Below are 14,881 nucleotides of genomic sequence, written 5' to 3' on the forward strand. Positions count from 1 at the left end.
AAACAATCTGGGAGACTGTTTCAGCCTGAGCCTAGAAATTCGAAAGCGAAGCTGTTTAGACAAGTCCATAGTAGGGACTAGACATATCCATCGTAATGATTTTCACCTGACAACGAACAGCTCGCTCGTAGCGCAGAAAGTAATTTCGGATGATAGTTTGTGTCCTGCCTTCAAGGACAGTGATGATATTGAGCTTTTCAAAATCCTGAGCAATAAAGCTCATCTTTCCCTTAGTGAAGGCATACTCATCCCAAGACATAATCTCGGGAAGACGAGAAAAATCATGTTTAAAACGGAAGTCATTGAGCTTTCGAATGACGGTTGAAGTTGAAATGGCAAGCTGGCGGGCAATGTCGGTCATAGAAGTCTTTTCAATCAACTTTTGAGCAATTTTCGGGTTGATGATACGAGGGATTTGATGATTTTTCTTGACGAGAGAAGTCTCAGAGACCATCATTTTCGAGCACTGATAGCACTTGAAACGGCGTTTTCTAAGGAGAATTCTGGTAGGCATACCAGTTGTTTCGAGGTAAGGAATTTTAGATGATTTTTGAAAGTCATATTTCTTCATTTGATTTCCGCAATCAGGACAAGATGGAGCGTCGTAGTCGAGTTTAGCGATGATTTCCTTGTGGGTATCTTTATTAACAACATCCATAATTTGGATATTAGGGTCTTTGATATCGAGTAGTTTTGTGATAAAATGTAATTGTTCCATATGAATCTTTCTAATGAGTTGTTTAGTCGCTTTTCATTATAGGTCATTGGGACTTTTTTTCTAGGCTACATAATCTCCATAGTGGATTTACCTACTACAAATATTATTGAGCTCTATTATCTAATGCTGTTTCAGTAACTTTCATATTAGAAAAAATCATAAATAGACTAGATTTAGTGGTATACTAAGGTTAGGGACTTTAAGTGGCTGGGGGATAATCGAGATGGAAAATGGAGTAAAATTTCATAGTATTTTTTATAGATTTATACTATTTATCTTTGTAGTATTTCTAACTGTGATTTCAATGATCTTAGATGCAAAAAAAGCGCAAATTCGCTTTTTTAACCTATCCTTGATTATCGGGCAAGGGGAGTTGAAGATTGTTACAGTTGCGGTTTTACTCCTTACTTTTCTTCTATCTTTCTTGTTTAAATGGAAATGTTCGATTTATAAAAAAGGGATTTATCTAAGAAAAATTGATTTATTTGTAGCTTGGGATGAGATTAGAGGTCTTAGCCATGTCTGGATCAATGAATATCATCGTGGACCTCATGGTTTCCTGTTCTATAATCGTAAGACGCTGGTTATTTATAGAGAAAATTATCAACCGATTTGCCTTTATAATATTTCATTATTGGCCTTATATGTGGCTAAATATTATCATCCAAAATTGAAAACCAATATAGTCTTAGCAACGTTGGCAAGTCTCTTCAATATGGCTTTAAATGCATGCTTCTTGTACGAGATGTTTAGTAAAAATTTGGTGAATATAAAAGCTGAAATCTTTATGTTTTGGCTGCTTTTATATGCTGTTAAAGTTTTTGCGTTGCCATTGATTATGCTTGAATATGAGAATCACTGCTATGGAGCTTCTTTGGTACATAGCACGGCATATAAAAAGAATGCCTCAAAAGCTATCCACCTGTAAATTGTTGATAGGAAGCTAGCTATTTATATATCTGTTACTTTCTACATTCAAACAGCACTATATGCTTGCTAGATGAGATTCTAGACATCATATAGTGCTGTTTGTTAAGTCCAGCTAGTGAGTGAGATTTCACCACTATTGAGCCAGATTTCTGTCTGGTCATCAAGCTGGATAAAGAGTTGTCCTTTGTCGGAGATGTCCTTGGCGACTCCTTTTTTTTCAGTCTGATCTTGGATAAAACTGACCTCTCTTCCTAGAACAAGAGAGTGTTCTTTATAAAGATAGAGTAGTTCTTCGGGTGCTGTTTGGTAGAAACAACGCCAAATTTCTGAGATTAGTTCGTTTCGTGTGATAGGAGCTGGTGGTGTAAAGAGACTTCCAGCTTTTTCTTTTATCTCTTTGGGAAAATCGCTGATGGCAAAGTTGATTCCAACACCGATAATGACATCTGTAACCACCCCTGTCTCAACTGATGTCATCGCTTCGGTGAGGATACCTGCTATTTTTTTATTTTTAAAGTAGATGTCATTTACCCATTTGATATCTACTTCTATCATAGTTAGGTTTTTAATGGCTTTGTAGACTGCAGCAGCTACAAGGAGAGTATAGGATGGGAGCTTTTCATAGGGAAGGTTTGGTTGAATATGCAGGGACATATAGATGCCTCCCTGAGATGGAGAATAGTAGGGGCGCTGAAAGCGGCCACGACCTGCTGTTTGACAGGTTGAAAGATAGAGTGTATTTCCTTTGTTTCCAGCTTCAATTCCTTCTTTTGCATCTGTTTGGGTTGATTTGGTCTCAGGCTTGTAGTGAACGATTAAGTTGGTTTTCTCTTGAATCAAATCAGGTAATATCAGATCGCCTTGAATAAGCTTGTAGCCTCTATTTTTGATACTGTCAATTTCTAGGCCTTCTTGTTGAAGACGTTGGATTGCTTTCCATATGGACGTGCGGCTTAAATTCAGTTCTTCTCCGATTTTTTCTCCGCTAACATAATCGTTTTCTCTAGCTAATATTTGGTAGACTAGTTGGTGTGATTTCATTGATTTTCCTTTCTAGCTGAGAGGGAATGAGAGTATTCTTTTCGAGTTTGACTAGGTGTTTTATGAAAAAACTGCTTGTAGGCTTTTGAGAAATGTAATGGATCTGAAAAACCCACAGAATACGCAATGACCTTGATCGTTTCATTGGTGTGCTCTAGTAACTGTTGAGCACGGTTCATTCGAACGAAAAGTAAATACTCTTTTGGAGAGAGTTGGTGAAATTCTTTAAACACACTAGTTAAGTAACTTCTATGAACCGATAGCTCTTTTGCTAAATCTTGAATGGTGAGCGATTGTGGATAGTGACTATCAATTAATCGTTTGCAGTCAAGATAGAGCTGGTGGGTTGATGAAATATTCTCTTTTTTCTGATTGGGAGCAATCGTTCCTAGATGAAACATTAGTTCATGGAGTTGTCCCATAATGTGGAGTTGAGCCAATTCATTTGATTTTGTTATTTGAGCGAAGCGGACAATATCTGAGATGAGTTTTGCAGTTGTTTGTGTATGACAGTTATTTGACTGGATGAGGTAGGATTGATCAGAAATTTGAGATAGAGCAAAGTAGTCAGGTGCCCTCCCTCCAGTGATCCCCAACCAGTAGTAAGCCCAAGGATCCTGGCTATCTGCTTGATAGAATGTTAATTCATCTGGTTTTAGTAAAAAGAAATCTCCTGCCTTTAAATCAACAATTTTCCCCTTATAATGGAATTGACCTTTTCCTTTAGTAATGTAATGGAGTACATAGGTATCTCGAATAGCTGGGCCAAAAGAGTAGTTAGGCGTGCATTCTTCATAACCGTAGAAGCTAAGAGAAAGATCAATTGTTCCAGTCTGGTATTCTGAAAAAACGAGCATGGGCCACCTCCTACCTAACATTTTACCATACTTTAGAGACATTTTTCTATTTTAGAAAGCGCTTTTATTTGCTAAAATTTTATCAGGAAATCGATGAGGTACAAGTTATGGGAATTCGGATAGAGAATAATCTATTTTACGTTGAGAGTAAAGATTTAAGTTTGATTATTGAAAATAGGGATGGGTTCTTATTATTAAAACATTTAGGAAAGACTATTAAGAACTATGGAGGTTCTAATAGTGTTTATGAACGCGATCATGCTTTTTCTGGTAATCCAACAGCTACTAATCGAACCTTTAGTTTGGATACGCAACGTCAAATTTTTGGGCAACATGGTTTGGGTGACTTTAGAAAACCAACTTTACAGGTTCAACATGATGCAACTGAAGTAACAGACTTTCGATTTGTAGAAGCAAAGATTTTAAAAGGTCAGAATGGTCCACAGGGCTTACCTTCTCCTCACAGCATGGATGATACAGAGACGCTTGTCTTGATTTTAAAAGATCCTCAAGCTAAACTTAGTCTGACTTTGTATTATACTGCTTTTGATAATGATGCGACAATTGCTAGTTACAGCAAATTGGAGAATAATAGTAATCAGGAAGTTGTCATTCATAAGGACTTTTCTTTTATGGCTGATTTTCCTGCTGCAGCTTACGAAATAGTGACTTTACAGGGAGCTTATGCTCGTGAAAAGACTGTTCGACGTCAACAGGTAGAGCAAGGAATCTTTTCGATTAGTTCGAACCGTGGAGCTTCTGGGCATGCTCAAACACCAGCTCTTCTATTATGTGATCAAGGAGTTACAGAGGATGCTGGGAATGTGTTTGCTCTGCAACTACTGTATAGTGGAAACTTCGAAGCTTTTGTCCAAAAGAATCAACTGAATGAAGTTCGAGTGGCTATTGGCATTAATCCAGAAAACTTTTCTTGGAAGTTAGATCCTGAGGAAGACTTTGAAACACCGGTAGCTTTAGTGACTTATTCAGATAAGGGATTAACTGGTATTAGTCATGAAAGTCAGAATTTTGTACTTAAGCACATTATGCCAAGTAAATTTTCTAAAAAAGAGCGTCCAATTCTAATCAATAACTGGGAAGCTACCTACTTTGACTTTCAGAGAGAAAAACTGTTAGAATTAGCTGATGAAGCTAAGAAAGTTGGAATAGAACTTTTTGTATTAGATGATGGGTGGTTTGGAAATCGCTTTGATGATAATCGTGCTTTAGGTGATTGGGTTGTTAATGAGGAAAAACTGGGTGGAAGCCTAGAAAGTTTGATTTCAGCTATCCATGACAGAGGTTTGCAGTTTGGCCTTTGGTTAGAACCTGAGATGATTTCTGTTGATAGCGATTTGTATCGCAAACATCCTGACTGGGCCATTCAGGTTCCTGGCTATGAGCATACCTATTCTAGAAATCAATTAGTACTTAATCTTGCCAATCCTCAGGTAGTAGAATACTTGAAAAATGTCTTAGATGAACTCCTATCTTATCATGAGATTGACTACATCAAATGGGACATGAACCGCAATATCACTAACCTAGGAAATGGCTTAACTTATCTAGAGACACAGATGCAATCTCATCAGTACATGCTGGGACTTTATGAACTCGTTTCTTATCTGACAGAGAAGCATAGCCATATTCTCTTTGAGTCCTGCTCTGGTGGTGGTGGACGAAATGATCTTGGTATGATGCGCTATTTCCCACAAGTCTGGGCTAGTGATAATACAGATGCCATTGCACGTTTACCAATTCAATACGGTTCATCCTATCTCTATCCAACCATTTCTATGGGGGCTCATGTGTCAGCAGTACCGAATCACCAGATGGGACGAAAGACACCGTTAGAAACACGTGGCCATGTAGCCATGATGGGAAATCTGGGTTATGAGCTTGATTTGACAAGTTTATCAGATGAGGAGAAAGCTGAGATCGCTAATCAGGTGAACTTGTATAAAGAATTGCGACCAGTAGTCCAGTTGGGAAATCAGTATAGGTTAATTAATCCCGATGCTGCATCCAATGAAGTAGCTGTACAATTTAACTATGGAAATCAAACGATTGTAACCTACGTCCGAGTCCTATCAGTTGTGGAAACAATGGAAACCACCTTGAAACTGAAAGACTTAGAGGTGGAAGGGCTTTATGAGCTGGAAGGGACAAACATTGTTTACTCGGGTGCAGAGCTCATGTATGCAGGTTTAACTGTTACCTTATCGCCAGGAGATTTTTTGAGTAGACAGTATAAATTCAAAAGACTATACTAAAAGCGTATAAATTTATTAAGGAGGCATTCCAATGAAATGGTATAAGAAAGCAGGTTTTCTTTTAGTAGCTGGGGTAAGTTTACTAGGTCTAGTGGCTTGTGGTCAGAGCAATCAACCAGCTGATGGTAAGGTAACGATTGAGTTTTTTAACCAGAAGACCGAGATGGCAGATACCTTGCAAAGGATAGTGGATGATTTTGAAAAGGAACACCCTAATATTGATGTGAAGCTGACTACAGTACCCGCAGCTGGAATTGTTCTGAAGACTCGGATTTTATCAGGAGATGTTCCAGATATTATTAATATCTATCCTCAAAATATGGATTTTCAGGAGTGGGCAAAAGCAGGTTATTTTGCAGATATGACAGGAAAATCCTATCTTGAGAACATCAAGAATGACTATGCCGAAAAGTATGCAATCAATAACAAGGTTTATAGTGTGCCTTTAACGGCTAACCTTTATGGAATTTATTACAATAAAACAAAGTTTAAAGAATTAGGACTTGAGGAACCGAAGACTTTTAAAGAGTTTCAAGAGATTGTTAAAAAGATAAAAGATAGTGGGCATTCTCCGTTTGCAGTTGCAGGCAATGAAGGCTGGACACTAAATGGTTACCACCAACTTTCTCTCATTACTCTTACAGGTAGTGGAGACGCGGCTAATAACTACCTTCGCTTTTCAAAACCAAACGCAATCTCTGCAGATGATGCTATTTTAAAAGCAGATGCAGAACGACTCGATTTATTAGCAGATAATGCTCAAGATGGTTGGCGTGGTGCCTCTTATAATGATGCGGTGGTAGCATTTTCGAGTGAAAAAGCCTTGATGATGCCACAAGGATCATGGGCATTAGCCGCAATTAATCAACAGGATCCAAAATTTGAGGTGGGGATGTTTGCCTTTCCTGGAGAAGAAGTAGGAAAAGAAGTCACTGTTGGTGCAGGGGATATGGCATTATCAACTTCAGCTACTACCAAACACCCTAAGGAAACCGAAGAATTTATCAGCTATATGACTAGTCCAAAAGCTATGCAGTCATACTATGATATAGATGGATCACCAGTTGCGGTGAAAGGTATACAGGAAAAAGAAGATTCAGCGCTTGCAGCTATTTCTAAACTGGCTTTTACGGACAAACATTATGTTTGGTTGGGCCAACGCTGGAACTCTGAAGAAGACTTTTTTAATCTAAGTGCAGGTTACCTGATGGATAAAAATCTGAAAAATATGGCAAACAATCTCAATGCTTTCTTTAATCCAATGAAGGCAGATTTGGACTAGAATAGGAGTTAAGATGATATGGCTATTCGAAAATTTTTAAATAAATACTGGGGTTGGACATTTTTGCTCATCCCGCTTGCTTTACAAGCTATCTTCTTTTACTTTCCAATGGTACAAGGTGCTTTCTATAGTTTGACTAACTGGACTGGATTGACCTATAATTATAAATTTGTTGGTTTAAATAACTACAAATTACTGATGATTGATGGGAAATTCTTCACAGCCATATCCTTTACTTTGATTTTAACTCTGGCATTGATTATTGGAGAGATTACGATTGGGATGGTTGTGGCACGAGCCTTAAATTCTAAGATGAAGGGGCGGACCTTCTTTAGAGCTTGGTTCTTTTTCCCGGCTGTTTTATCTGGTTTGACAGTTTCCTTGATTTTTAAACAATTCTTCAACTATGGGCTTCCAACGATTGGAAAAATTTTAGGAATTAGTTTTTTACAAGAGAGTCTATTAGGGACACCTGTCGGAGCGGTAGTGGCAACTATTTTTGTTCTTCTATGGCAAGGAGTAGCTATGCCAATCATTCTCTTTCTTGCTGGTCTTCAGAGTATTCCAACTGATATTTTAGAGGCAGCATCAATTGATGGTGCAACCAGTAAACAAACTTTTTGGAAGATTGAATTGCCCTATTTACTGCCAACGATCTCAATGGTTTTTATCTTGGCTCTTAAGTCTGGTTTGACAGCCTTTGACCAAATTTTTGCGTTGACGAGTGGTGGTCCAAATAATGCTACAACGTCTCTTGGACTTTTAGTCTACAACTATGCTTTCAAGAGTAATCAATATGGATATGCGAATGCAATTGCCTTGATTTTATTCTTAATTATTGGAATTGTTTCTCTGATCCAAATCAAGCTATCAAAGAAATTTGAAATCTAATAGAGGAGTCCTACACATGAAAAAAGAAGAAAAATTGAATCAGTTTTGGAAATACGTCCTCTTGATAGTCGGTGGTATTCTTATACTTGTTCCTTTGTTGGTAACAGTATTTAGTTCTTTCAAGACAACTAAGGATATCATGAATCATTTCTTTAGTTTGCCCAATCCTTTTACGTTGAGTAATTATGAACGATTGATTTCGGATGGAATTGGAGGCTATTTCTGGAATTCAGCAGTTATTACGGTGTTATCATTGATTGTAGTGGCTTTCTTTATACCAGCTGCAGCTTATTCCATTGCTCGAAATATGTCCAAGAAAAAAGCCTTTGCAATTATGTATTCGCTCTTGATCTTAGGGATATTTGTTCCATTTCAGGTGATTATGATTCCCATCACAGTTATGATGAGTAAACTCGGTCTAGCGAATATGTGGGGGCTAGTAATACTCTACTTAACTTATGCTATTCCACAGACTCTCTTCTTGTATGTTGGTTATATTAAAATCAGTATACCAGATAGTTTAGATGAAGCTGCAGAAATTGATGGGGCTGATCGTTTTACAACTTATCGTCGAATCATTTTTCCAATGTTGAAGCCCATGCATGCGACAACTTTGATTATCAATGCCCTCTGGTTCTGGAATGACTTTATGTTGCCACTTTTGATTCTGAATAAGGATTCCAAGATGTGGACTTTGCCTCTCTTCCAATACAACTATCAAGGTCAGTACTTCAATGACTATGGCCCAAGCTTTGCATCTTATATTGTGGGAATTGTAACGATAACCATTGTCTACCTCATCTTCCAAAAACATATCATTTCAGGAATGAGTAACGGGGCAGTGAAGTAACAAGATACAAAGCCCGTTAAAAGCTCACAGTGAAAATAGGGAATCTGAATAAGAAGCCTTGGCTTCTTGGAAGATTCATCTTTTTCACACAGAGCTTAGGGCGTGTTCAATTAAGATACAAAGGAACGGTTCAGCTTGTTGACAATTCTATGTAGAAAACAAGAAAATAGTACTTAGTTGCTTGCAGTCTATATTAGTACTGAACAAAAATCTAAAAATATCTTTCATTTACGAAGCCAGGTCATATAAGACTTGGCTTTCATCAGAAAAAGGAGACCATCTATGACCATTCAAAATAAAACTATGTTGATTACTTACTCAGACAGTCTTGGAAATAATCTTAAAGACTTGTATGAGAATTTGGAAGAACATTTTGGCGATGCTATTGGAGGAGTTCACCTTCTACCATTTTTCCCATCAACAGGTGATCGTGGATTTGCACCGGTTGACTATGATGAAGTGGATTCAGCGTTTGGTGACTGGGAGGATGTTAAGCGTTTAGGTGAGAAATATTATCTTATGTTTGACTTTATGATTAATCATATTTCTCGCCAATCTAAATATTATAAGGACTATCAAGAAAAACATGAAGCTAGTGAATTTAAAGATCTCTTTTTAAACTGGGACAAGTTTTGGCCGGAAAATCGTCCGACACAAGCTGATGTAGATTTAATTTACAAGCGTAAGGATCGTGCACCAAAGCAAGAGATTCTTTTTGCAGATGGTTCAGTAGAACATTTGTGGAATACCTTTGGTGAGGAGCAGATTGATCTTGATGTGACCAAAGAAGTAACGATGGCATTTATCCGTAAGACGATTCAACATCTAGCAAGTAACGGGTGTGACTTGATTCGTCTAGATGCCTTTGCTTATGCAGTGAAGAAATTGGATACCAATGATTTCTTTGTGGAACCAGATATTTGGAATTTATTGGACAAAGTTCGAGATGTCGCTGCTGAGTATGGGACAGAGCTCTTACCTGAGATTCATGAACACTATTCGATTCAGTTTAAAATAGCGGACCATGATTACTATGTTTACGATTTTGCCCTTCCAATGGTGACCCTTTATACTCTTTACAGTTCCAGAACAGAACGTTTGGCTAAGTGGTTAAAGATGAGCCCGATGAAGCAATTTACGACACTAGACACCCATGATGGAATTGGAGTGGTGGATGTCAAGGATATCCTGACCGATGAGGAAATTGACTATGCTTCAAATGAGCTCTATAAGGTTGGAGCGAATGTCAAACGGAAGTACTCTAGTGCCGAGTATAACAATTTAGATATCTACCAAATCAATTCAACCTACTATTCTGCGCTTGGAGATGATGATGTCAAGTATTTCCTAGCTCGTCTGATTCAAGCTTTTGCTCCAGGCATTCCTCAGGTTTACTATGTGGGTCTATTAGCAGGAAAAAATGACTTGAAATTGTTAGAAGAAACCAAAGAAGGTCGAAATATTAATCGTCATTACTATAGCAATGAGGAAATAGCAGAAGAAGTTCAACGTCCTGTGGTGAAGGCCCTTCTCAATCTATTTTCTTTCCGTAATCGGTCAGAGGCCTTTGATCTAGAAGGAACTATAGAGGTGGAAACACCAACAGCTCACAGCATTGTAATCAAACGTCAAAATAAAGACAAGTCCGTAACAGCAGTAGCAGAAATTGATTTACAAAGTCAGACCTATCAAGTAGTGGAAAACGGCAGAAAAATTCAGTTCTAGTGCTATATTAATGAAAGAGTTTTTTTGTTGTGAAAACGTGTTCATTGTTCCCAAATGACGGAAAAAATGGTAGAATATAAAGATAGTTTAGCATTTATCTTCTGGAGAAATCCAGAACAGAAAGGATCCGTTTTGAAATCAATTGGATTACTGGATAAGATAAGAGGGCTTTCGAAAAAAGATTTCTTTTTGTATTTGATGATCATAAGTATCTTTTTACCTTTTTATTTGTTCTTAGCCCTCTTTGCTTTATATTTGATAGGTTTACTTGTTACTGGGGAGATGAAGGGAATTATCAAAGGATTAGCCAAACATCCTGTACTTCTCTTTTTTATTGCCTACAGTAGTATCATCTCTATCGTCGCTAAGAACTGGCTTGGATTGGTTGCATCTTTACTGATGTTTCTCTTCCTCATTTTCTTTAGTTTCTACCAGAAACGTCTGACACATGCTTTCTTTCGACTGATACTGCAGACAATCTTGTTTGGTAGTGTGCTCTCTGCGGCTTTTGCTACTTTGGAGCATTTCCAAATTGTAAAGAAATTTAACTATGCCTTTCTTTCGCCCAATATGCAGGTATGGCATCAGAATCGGGCAGAAGTGACCTTTTTTAATCCTAATTACTATGGAATTATTTGTTGTTTCTGTATCATGATTGCCTTCTATCTCTTTACAACGACCAAGTTGAATTGGTTGAAGGTATTCTGTGTGATTGCAGGCTTTGTTAATCTCTTTGGATTGAACTTTACTCAAAATCGAACTGCCTTTCCTGCTATTATCGCTGGAGCCATCATTTATCTCTTTACAACCATTAAAAACTGGAAGGCCTTTTGGCTTAGTATCGGGGTCTTTGCGATTGGCTTGAGTTTCCTTTTTTCTAGTGATTTGGGAGTTCGGATGGGGACTTTAGATTCCTCTATGGAAGAACGCATTTCTATCTGGGATGCTGGGATGGCCTTGTTTAAGCAAAATCCTTTTTGGGGGGAGGGGCCATTGACCTATATGCACTCTTATCCTCGGATAAATGCTCCTTATCATGAACATGCTCACAGCCTTTATATTGATACGATTCTGAGTTACGGAATTGTGGGAACCATTTTATTAGCTTTGTCTTCTGTTGCTCCTGTTCGTTTGATGATGGATATGAGTCAGGAGTCGGGGAAACGTCCAATTATCGGTCTTTATCTATCTTTCCTTACAGTGGTTGCTGTGCATGGAATCTTTGACTTGGCCCTTTTCTGGATTCAGTCAGGTTTCATTTTCTTGTTAGTTATGTGCAGTATTCCATTGGAGCGTCGAACCTTGGTATCAGACATGACGGATTAAGTTTATAAGATTGAAATCTTCTACCTTGAGTAGGAGATTTTTTACTGAGAAAAATTAGTTCTAAATCGAAATAGTTGACAATTGGAATAATAAGTATTATAATGTTTTTTATTCGTATCGATATAGAAATAAATTGGAGGTTTCATGAAATATTGTCATTTGGTAGCCCATCATATTCGTTTGTTGAATGGGCGGCTTTTTCAAAAGTTACTGAGACAAGACCCTGACTCTCTTTATCGGAGTGAGCAGGGAAAGATTTTAGCGGTTTTATGGAATAGTAAGACGGGCTGTGCAACTGCGACAGATATTGCGCTTGCGACTGGGCTTGCTAATAATACGTTGACGACTATGATAAAAAAGTTAGAGGAGCAAAATCTTATAACTGTCAGTCCGTGTGGAGAAGATAAGCGTAAGAAGTATTTAGTTTTAACAGAGTTGGGCAAGTCCCAGAAAGAAGTTGGGCAACGTGTCAGTCAGAGATTGGATACTATCTGTTACAAAGGATTTTCAGAGGAAGAAATTCGTCAGTTTGAAGGTTTTCAAGAAAGAATTTTGGCTAATCTGAAAGAGCAGGAAAATGAGGTTTAGAATGGGGTAAATTAGTTATTAAAAGTTTGGTAACTTGACAAACCGAGGAAAATTTTAAATTGAGGACAAAGAATGATTGAATACAAAAATGTAGCGCTACGCTACACAGAAAAAGATGTTTTGAGAGATGTCAATTTACGGATTGAGAATGGGGAGTTCATGGTTTTAGTTGGTCCATCTGGATCTGGTAAGACAACCATGATCAAGATGATTAACCGTCTTTTGGAACCAACTGATGGAAATATTTATATGGATGGCAAGCGCATCAAAGACTATGATGAGCGGGAACTTCGTCTTTCTACTGGTTATGTTTTACAGGCCATTGCTCTTTTTCCCAATCTAACGGTTGCGGAAAATATTGCCCTCATTCCTGAGATGAAGGGCTGGAGCAAGGAAGAAATTGCTCAGAAAACAGAAGAGCTTTTGGCTAAAGTTGGTTTACCAGTGGCTGAGTATGGACATCGACTTCCTAGTGAACTATCTGGCGGAGAACAGCAACGGGTTGGTATTGTTCGTGCTATGATTGGTCAGCCTAAGATTTTGCTTATGGATGAACCTTTTTCAGCCTTGGATGCCATTTCGAGAAAACAGTTGCAGGTTTTGACGAAAGAATTGCATAAAGAGTTTGGGATGACAACGATTTTTGTGACCCATGATACGGATGAAGCTTTGAAATTAGGTGACCGTATTGCTGTCTTGCAGGACGGAGAGATTCGTCAGGTGGCGAACCCTGAGACCATTTTAAAAGCTCCTGCAACGGACTTTGTAGCAGACTTGTTTGGAGGTAGTGTTCATGACTAATTTGATATCAACTTTTCAGGATCGTTTTGGTGATTGGGTAACAGCTCTATCTCAACATTTGCAGTTGTCACTTTTAACCTTGTTACTAGCTATTTTTATCGCGATTCCTTTGGCTGTTTATCTTCGTTATCATGAAAAGATGGCGGACTGGGTCTTGCAGATTGCAGGAATTTTCCAGACTATCCCGTCTCTGGCCTTGTTGGGACTCTTTATTCCCTTGATGGGAATTGGGACCTTGCCTGCTTTGACAGCACTAGTGATTTATGCGATTTTCCCAATTTTGCAAAATACCATCACTGGGCTAAAGGGAATTGATCCAAGTCTACAAGAGGCTGGGATTGCCTTTGGGATGACTAGATGGGAGCGTCTCAAGAAGTTTGAAATTCCACTTGCCATGCCTGTCATTATGTCTGGGATTCGGACGGCAGCGGTCTTGATCATTGGTACGGCGACCTTGGCTGCCTTGATTGGTGCAGGGGGACTGGGTTCCTTTATCCTTTTGGGAATTGACCGCAATAATACCAGTCTGATTTTGATTGGGGCCCTTTCTTCTGCAGTGCTGGCTATTGCCTTTAACTTCCTGCTAAAAGTGATGGAAAAAGCAAAATTGCGGACGATTTTCTCTGGTTTTGCCTTGGTGACCATATTGCTTGGTCTGTCTTATAGTCCAGCCCTCTTGGCTCAAAAAGAGAAAGAAAACTTGGTGATTGCTGGGAAATTGGGTCCAGAACCAGAAATTTTGGCCAATATGTATAAGCTGCTGATTGAAGAAAATACCAGTATGACTGCGACTGTTAAACCGAATTTTGGGAAAACAAGTTTCCTCTATGAAGCTCTGAAAAAAGGGGATATTGATATCTATCCTGAATTTACTGGTACGGTGACTGAAAGTTTGCTTCAGCCATCACCCAAGGTAGGTCATGAGCCAGATCAGGTTTATCAGGTGGCGCGTGATGGCATTGCCAAACAGGATCATCTGGCCTATCTAAAACCTATGTCTTATCAAAATACCTACGCTGTAGCTGTTCCGAAAAAAATTGCTCAAGAATATGGCTTGAAGACCATCTCTGACTTGAAAAAGGTAGAAGGGCAGCTGAAGGCAGGTTTTACACTCGAGTTTAATGACCGTGAAGATGGTAATAAGGGCTTGCAATCAATGTATGGTCTCAATCTCAACGTAGCGACCATGGAGCCAGCTCTTCGCTATCAGGCAATTCAGTCAGGCGATATTCAAATCACAGATGCCTATTCGACGGATGCAGAATTGGCGCGTTATGATTTGCAGATCTTGGAAGATGACAAGCAACTCTTCCCACCTTATCAAGGGGCCCCACTCATGAAAGAAGCTCTTCTCAAGAAACATCCTGAGTTGGAGCCAGTTCTCAATAAATTGGCAGGTAAAATCACGGAAAGCCAGATGAGCCAGCTCAACTACCAAGTCGGTGTTGAAGGCAAGTCAGCAGAACAAGTAGCCAAAGAATTTCTACAAGAACAAGGCTTGTTGAAGAAATGATGGGGCAGAGACTTTAAACATACTGAACTCAACTCCCTTAAACAACTAGATAAAAGAATGCTCAGACAATGTCGTCTGGGCTTTTT

The 14,881-nt window shown here is 38.6% G+C and carries 12 protein-coding genes and 1 pseudogene (1 of these 13 running past the window's edge); 10 read left to right on the plus strand and 3 right to left on the minus strand.

Going from position 1 to position 14,881, the window contains the following annotated elements:
* Positions 1–718, minus strand: a pseudogene (locus DB729_RS03645) (transposase); it reaches 320 nt to the left of the window's first position.
* 223 nt (positions 719–941) lie between these two features.
* Here DB729_RS03645 and DB729_RS03650 point away from each other — a divergent pair.
* On the plus strand, positions 942–1,646 hold the full coding sequence (locus tag DB729_RS03650; RefSeq protein ID WP_033584252.1) for a hypothetical protein: 705 nt from the start codon (positions 942–944) through the stop codon (positions 1,644–1,646).
* A 104-nt stretch (positions 1,647–1,750) separates the two neighbouring features.
* On the opposite strand, the gene birA is transcribed toward DB729_RS03650, so the two are convergent.
* Both birA and DB729_RS03660 read right to left on the minus strand, forming a co-directional pair.
* Positions 1,751–2,689 (minus strand): bifunctional biotin--[acetyl-CoA-carboxylase] ligase/biotin operon repressor BirA, encoded by a 939-nt coding sequence (gene birA, locus DB729_RS03655; protein WP_109290209.1) that lies wholly within the window; start codon positions 2,687–2,689, stop codon positions 1,751–1,753.
* Positions 2,686–3,546 carry an AraC family transcriptional regulator gene (locus tag DB729_RS03660; protein WP_007517401.1) on the minus strand — a complete coding sequence of 287 codons (861 nt, stop codon included), beginning with the start codon at positions 3,544–3,546 and terminating at the stop codon, positions 2,686–2,688. The genes birA and DB729_RS03660 overlap by 4 nt, the downstream gene beginning before the upstream one ends.
* Before the next feature lie 107 nt (positions 3,547–3,653).
* On the opposite strand from DB729_RS03660, the gene DB729_RS03665 reads away from it, so the two are divergent.
* From DB729_RS03665 to DB729_RS03705, 9 genes are all read left to right on the plus strand, one after another.
* A complete protein-coding gene (locus DB729_RS03665; protein WP_109290217.1) occupies positions 3,654–5,819 on the plus strand; it encodes an alpha-galactosidase in 2,166 nt (721 codons plus the stop codon).
* Between the two features lie 31 nt (positions 5,820–5,850).
* On the plus strand, positions 5,851–7,101 hold the full coding sequence (locus DB729_RS03670; protein WP_000872428.1) for an extracellular solute-binding protein: 1,251 nt from the start codon (positions 5,851–5,853) through the stop codon (positions 7,099–7,101).
* 18 nt (positions 7,102–7,119) lie between these two features.
* Positions 7,120–7,992 (plus strand): carbohydrate ABC transporter permease, encoded by an 873-nt coding sequence (locus tag DB729_RS03675; protein ID WP_001007695.1) that lies wholly within the window; start codon positions 7,120–7,122, stop codon positions 7,990–7,992.
* A gap of 16 nt (positions 7,993–8,008) precedes the next feature.
* Entirely contained in the window at positions 8,009–8,842 is an 834-nt protein-coding gene (locus tag DB729_RS03680) for a carbohydrate ABC transporter permease (protein ID WP_000711267.1), read from the plus strand.
* Positions 8,843–9,124: 282 nt separating this feature from the next.
* The gene (gene gtfA, locus DB729_RS03685; protein ID WP_109290208.1) at positions 9,125–10,567 is read left to right on the plus strand and encodes a sucrose phosphorylase; all 1,443 of its coding nucleotides are present in this window, start codon (positions 9,125–9,127) and stop codon (positions 10,565–10,567) included.
* 132 nt (positions 10,568–10,699) lie between these two features.
* Entirely contained in the window at positions 10,700–11,893 is a 1,194-nt protein-coding gene (locus DB729_RS03690; RefSeq protein WP_008289123.1) for an O-antigen ligase family protein, read from the plus strand.
* Positions 11,894–12,037: 144 nt separating this feature from the next.
* Positions 12,038–12,481, plus strand: a complete 444-nt coding sequence (locus DB729_RS03695) for a MarR family winged helix-turn-helix transcriptional regulator (RefSeq protein ID WP_000872571.1) — start codon at positions 12,038–12,040, stop codon at positions 12,479–12,481.
* 72 nt (positions 12,482–12,553) lie between these two features.
* Positions 12,554–13,282 (plus strand): ATP-binding cassette domain-containing protein, encoded by a 729-nt coding sequence (locus DB729_RS03700; protein WP_000575225.1) that lies wholly within the window; start codon positions 12,554–12,556, stop codon positions 13,280–13,282.
* The gene (locus DB729_RS03705) at positions 13,275–14,795 is read left to right on the plus strand and encodes an ABC transporter permease/substrate-binding protein (RefSeq protein ID WP_049489594.1); all 1,521 of its coding nucleotides are present in this window, start codon (positions 13,275–13,277) and stop codon (positions 14,793–14,795) included. The genes DB729_RS03700 and DB729_RS03705 overlap by 8 nt, the downstream gene beginning before the upstream one ends.
* Positions 14,796–14,881 lie beyond the last annotated feature (86 nt).

Origin of the sequence: Streptococcus halitosis (assembly GCF_003143695.2) — a bacterium.
Classification (GTDB): domain Bacteria; phylum Bacillota; class Bacilli; order Lactobacillales; family Streptococcaceae; genus Streptococcus; species Streptococcus halitosis.

Coding starts and splice junctions, on each gene's coding strand:
- DB729_RS03660 (WP_007517401.1), bottom strand. CDS start 3,546: ATGCTCGTTTTTTCAGAATACCAGACTGGAACAATTGATCTTTCTCTT.
- DB729_RS03705 (WP_049489594.1), top strand. CDS start 13,275: ATGACTAATTTGATATCAACTTTTCAGGATCGTTTTGGTGATTGGGTA.
- DB729_RS03665 (WP_109290217.1), top strand. CDS start 3,654: ATGGGAATTCGGATAGAGAATAATCTATTTTACGTTGAGAGTAAAGAT.
- birA (WP_109290209.1), bottom strand. CDS start 2,689: ATGAAATCACACCAACTAGTCTACCAAATATTAGCTAGAGAAAACGAT.
- DB729_RS03650 (WP_033584252.1), top strand. CDS start 942: ATGGAAAATGGAGTAAAATTTCATAGTATTTTTTATAGATTTATACTA.
- DB729_RS03670 (WP_000872428.1), top strand. CDS start 5,851: ATGAAATGGTATAAGAAAGCAGGTTTTCTTTTAGTAGCTGGGGTAAGT.
- DB729_RS03675 (WP_001007695.1), top strand. CDS start 7,120: ATGGCTATTCGAAAATTTTTAAATAAATACTGGGGTTGGACATTTTTG.
- DB729_RS03680 (WP_000711267.1), top strand. CDS start 8,009: ATGAAAAAAGAAGAAAAATTGAATCAGTTTTGGAAATACGTCCTCTTG.
- DB729_RS03700 (WP_000575225.1), top strand. CDS start 12,554: ATGATTGAATACAAAAATGTAGCGCTACGCTACACAGAAAAAGATGTT.
- gtfA (WP_109290208.1), top strand. CDS start 9,125: ATGACCATTCAAAATAAAACTATGTTGATTACTTACTCAGACAGTCTT.
- DB729_RS03695 (WP_000872571.1), top strand. CDS start 12,038: ATGAAATATTGTCATTTGGTAGCCCATCATATTCGTTTGTTGAATGGG.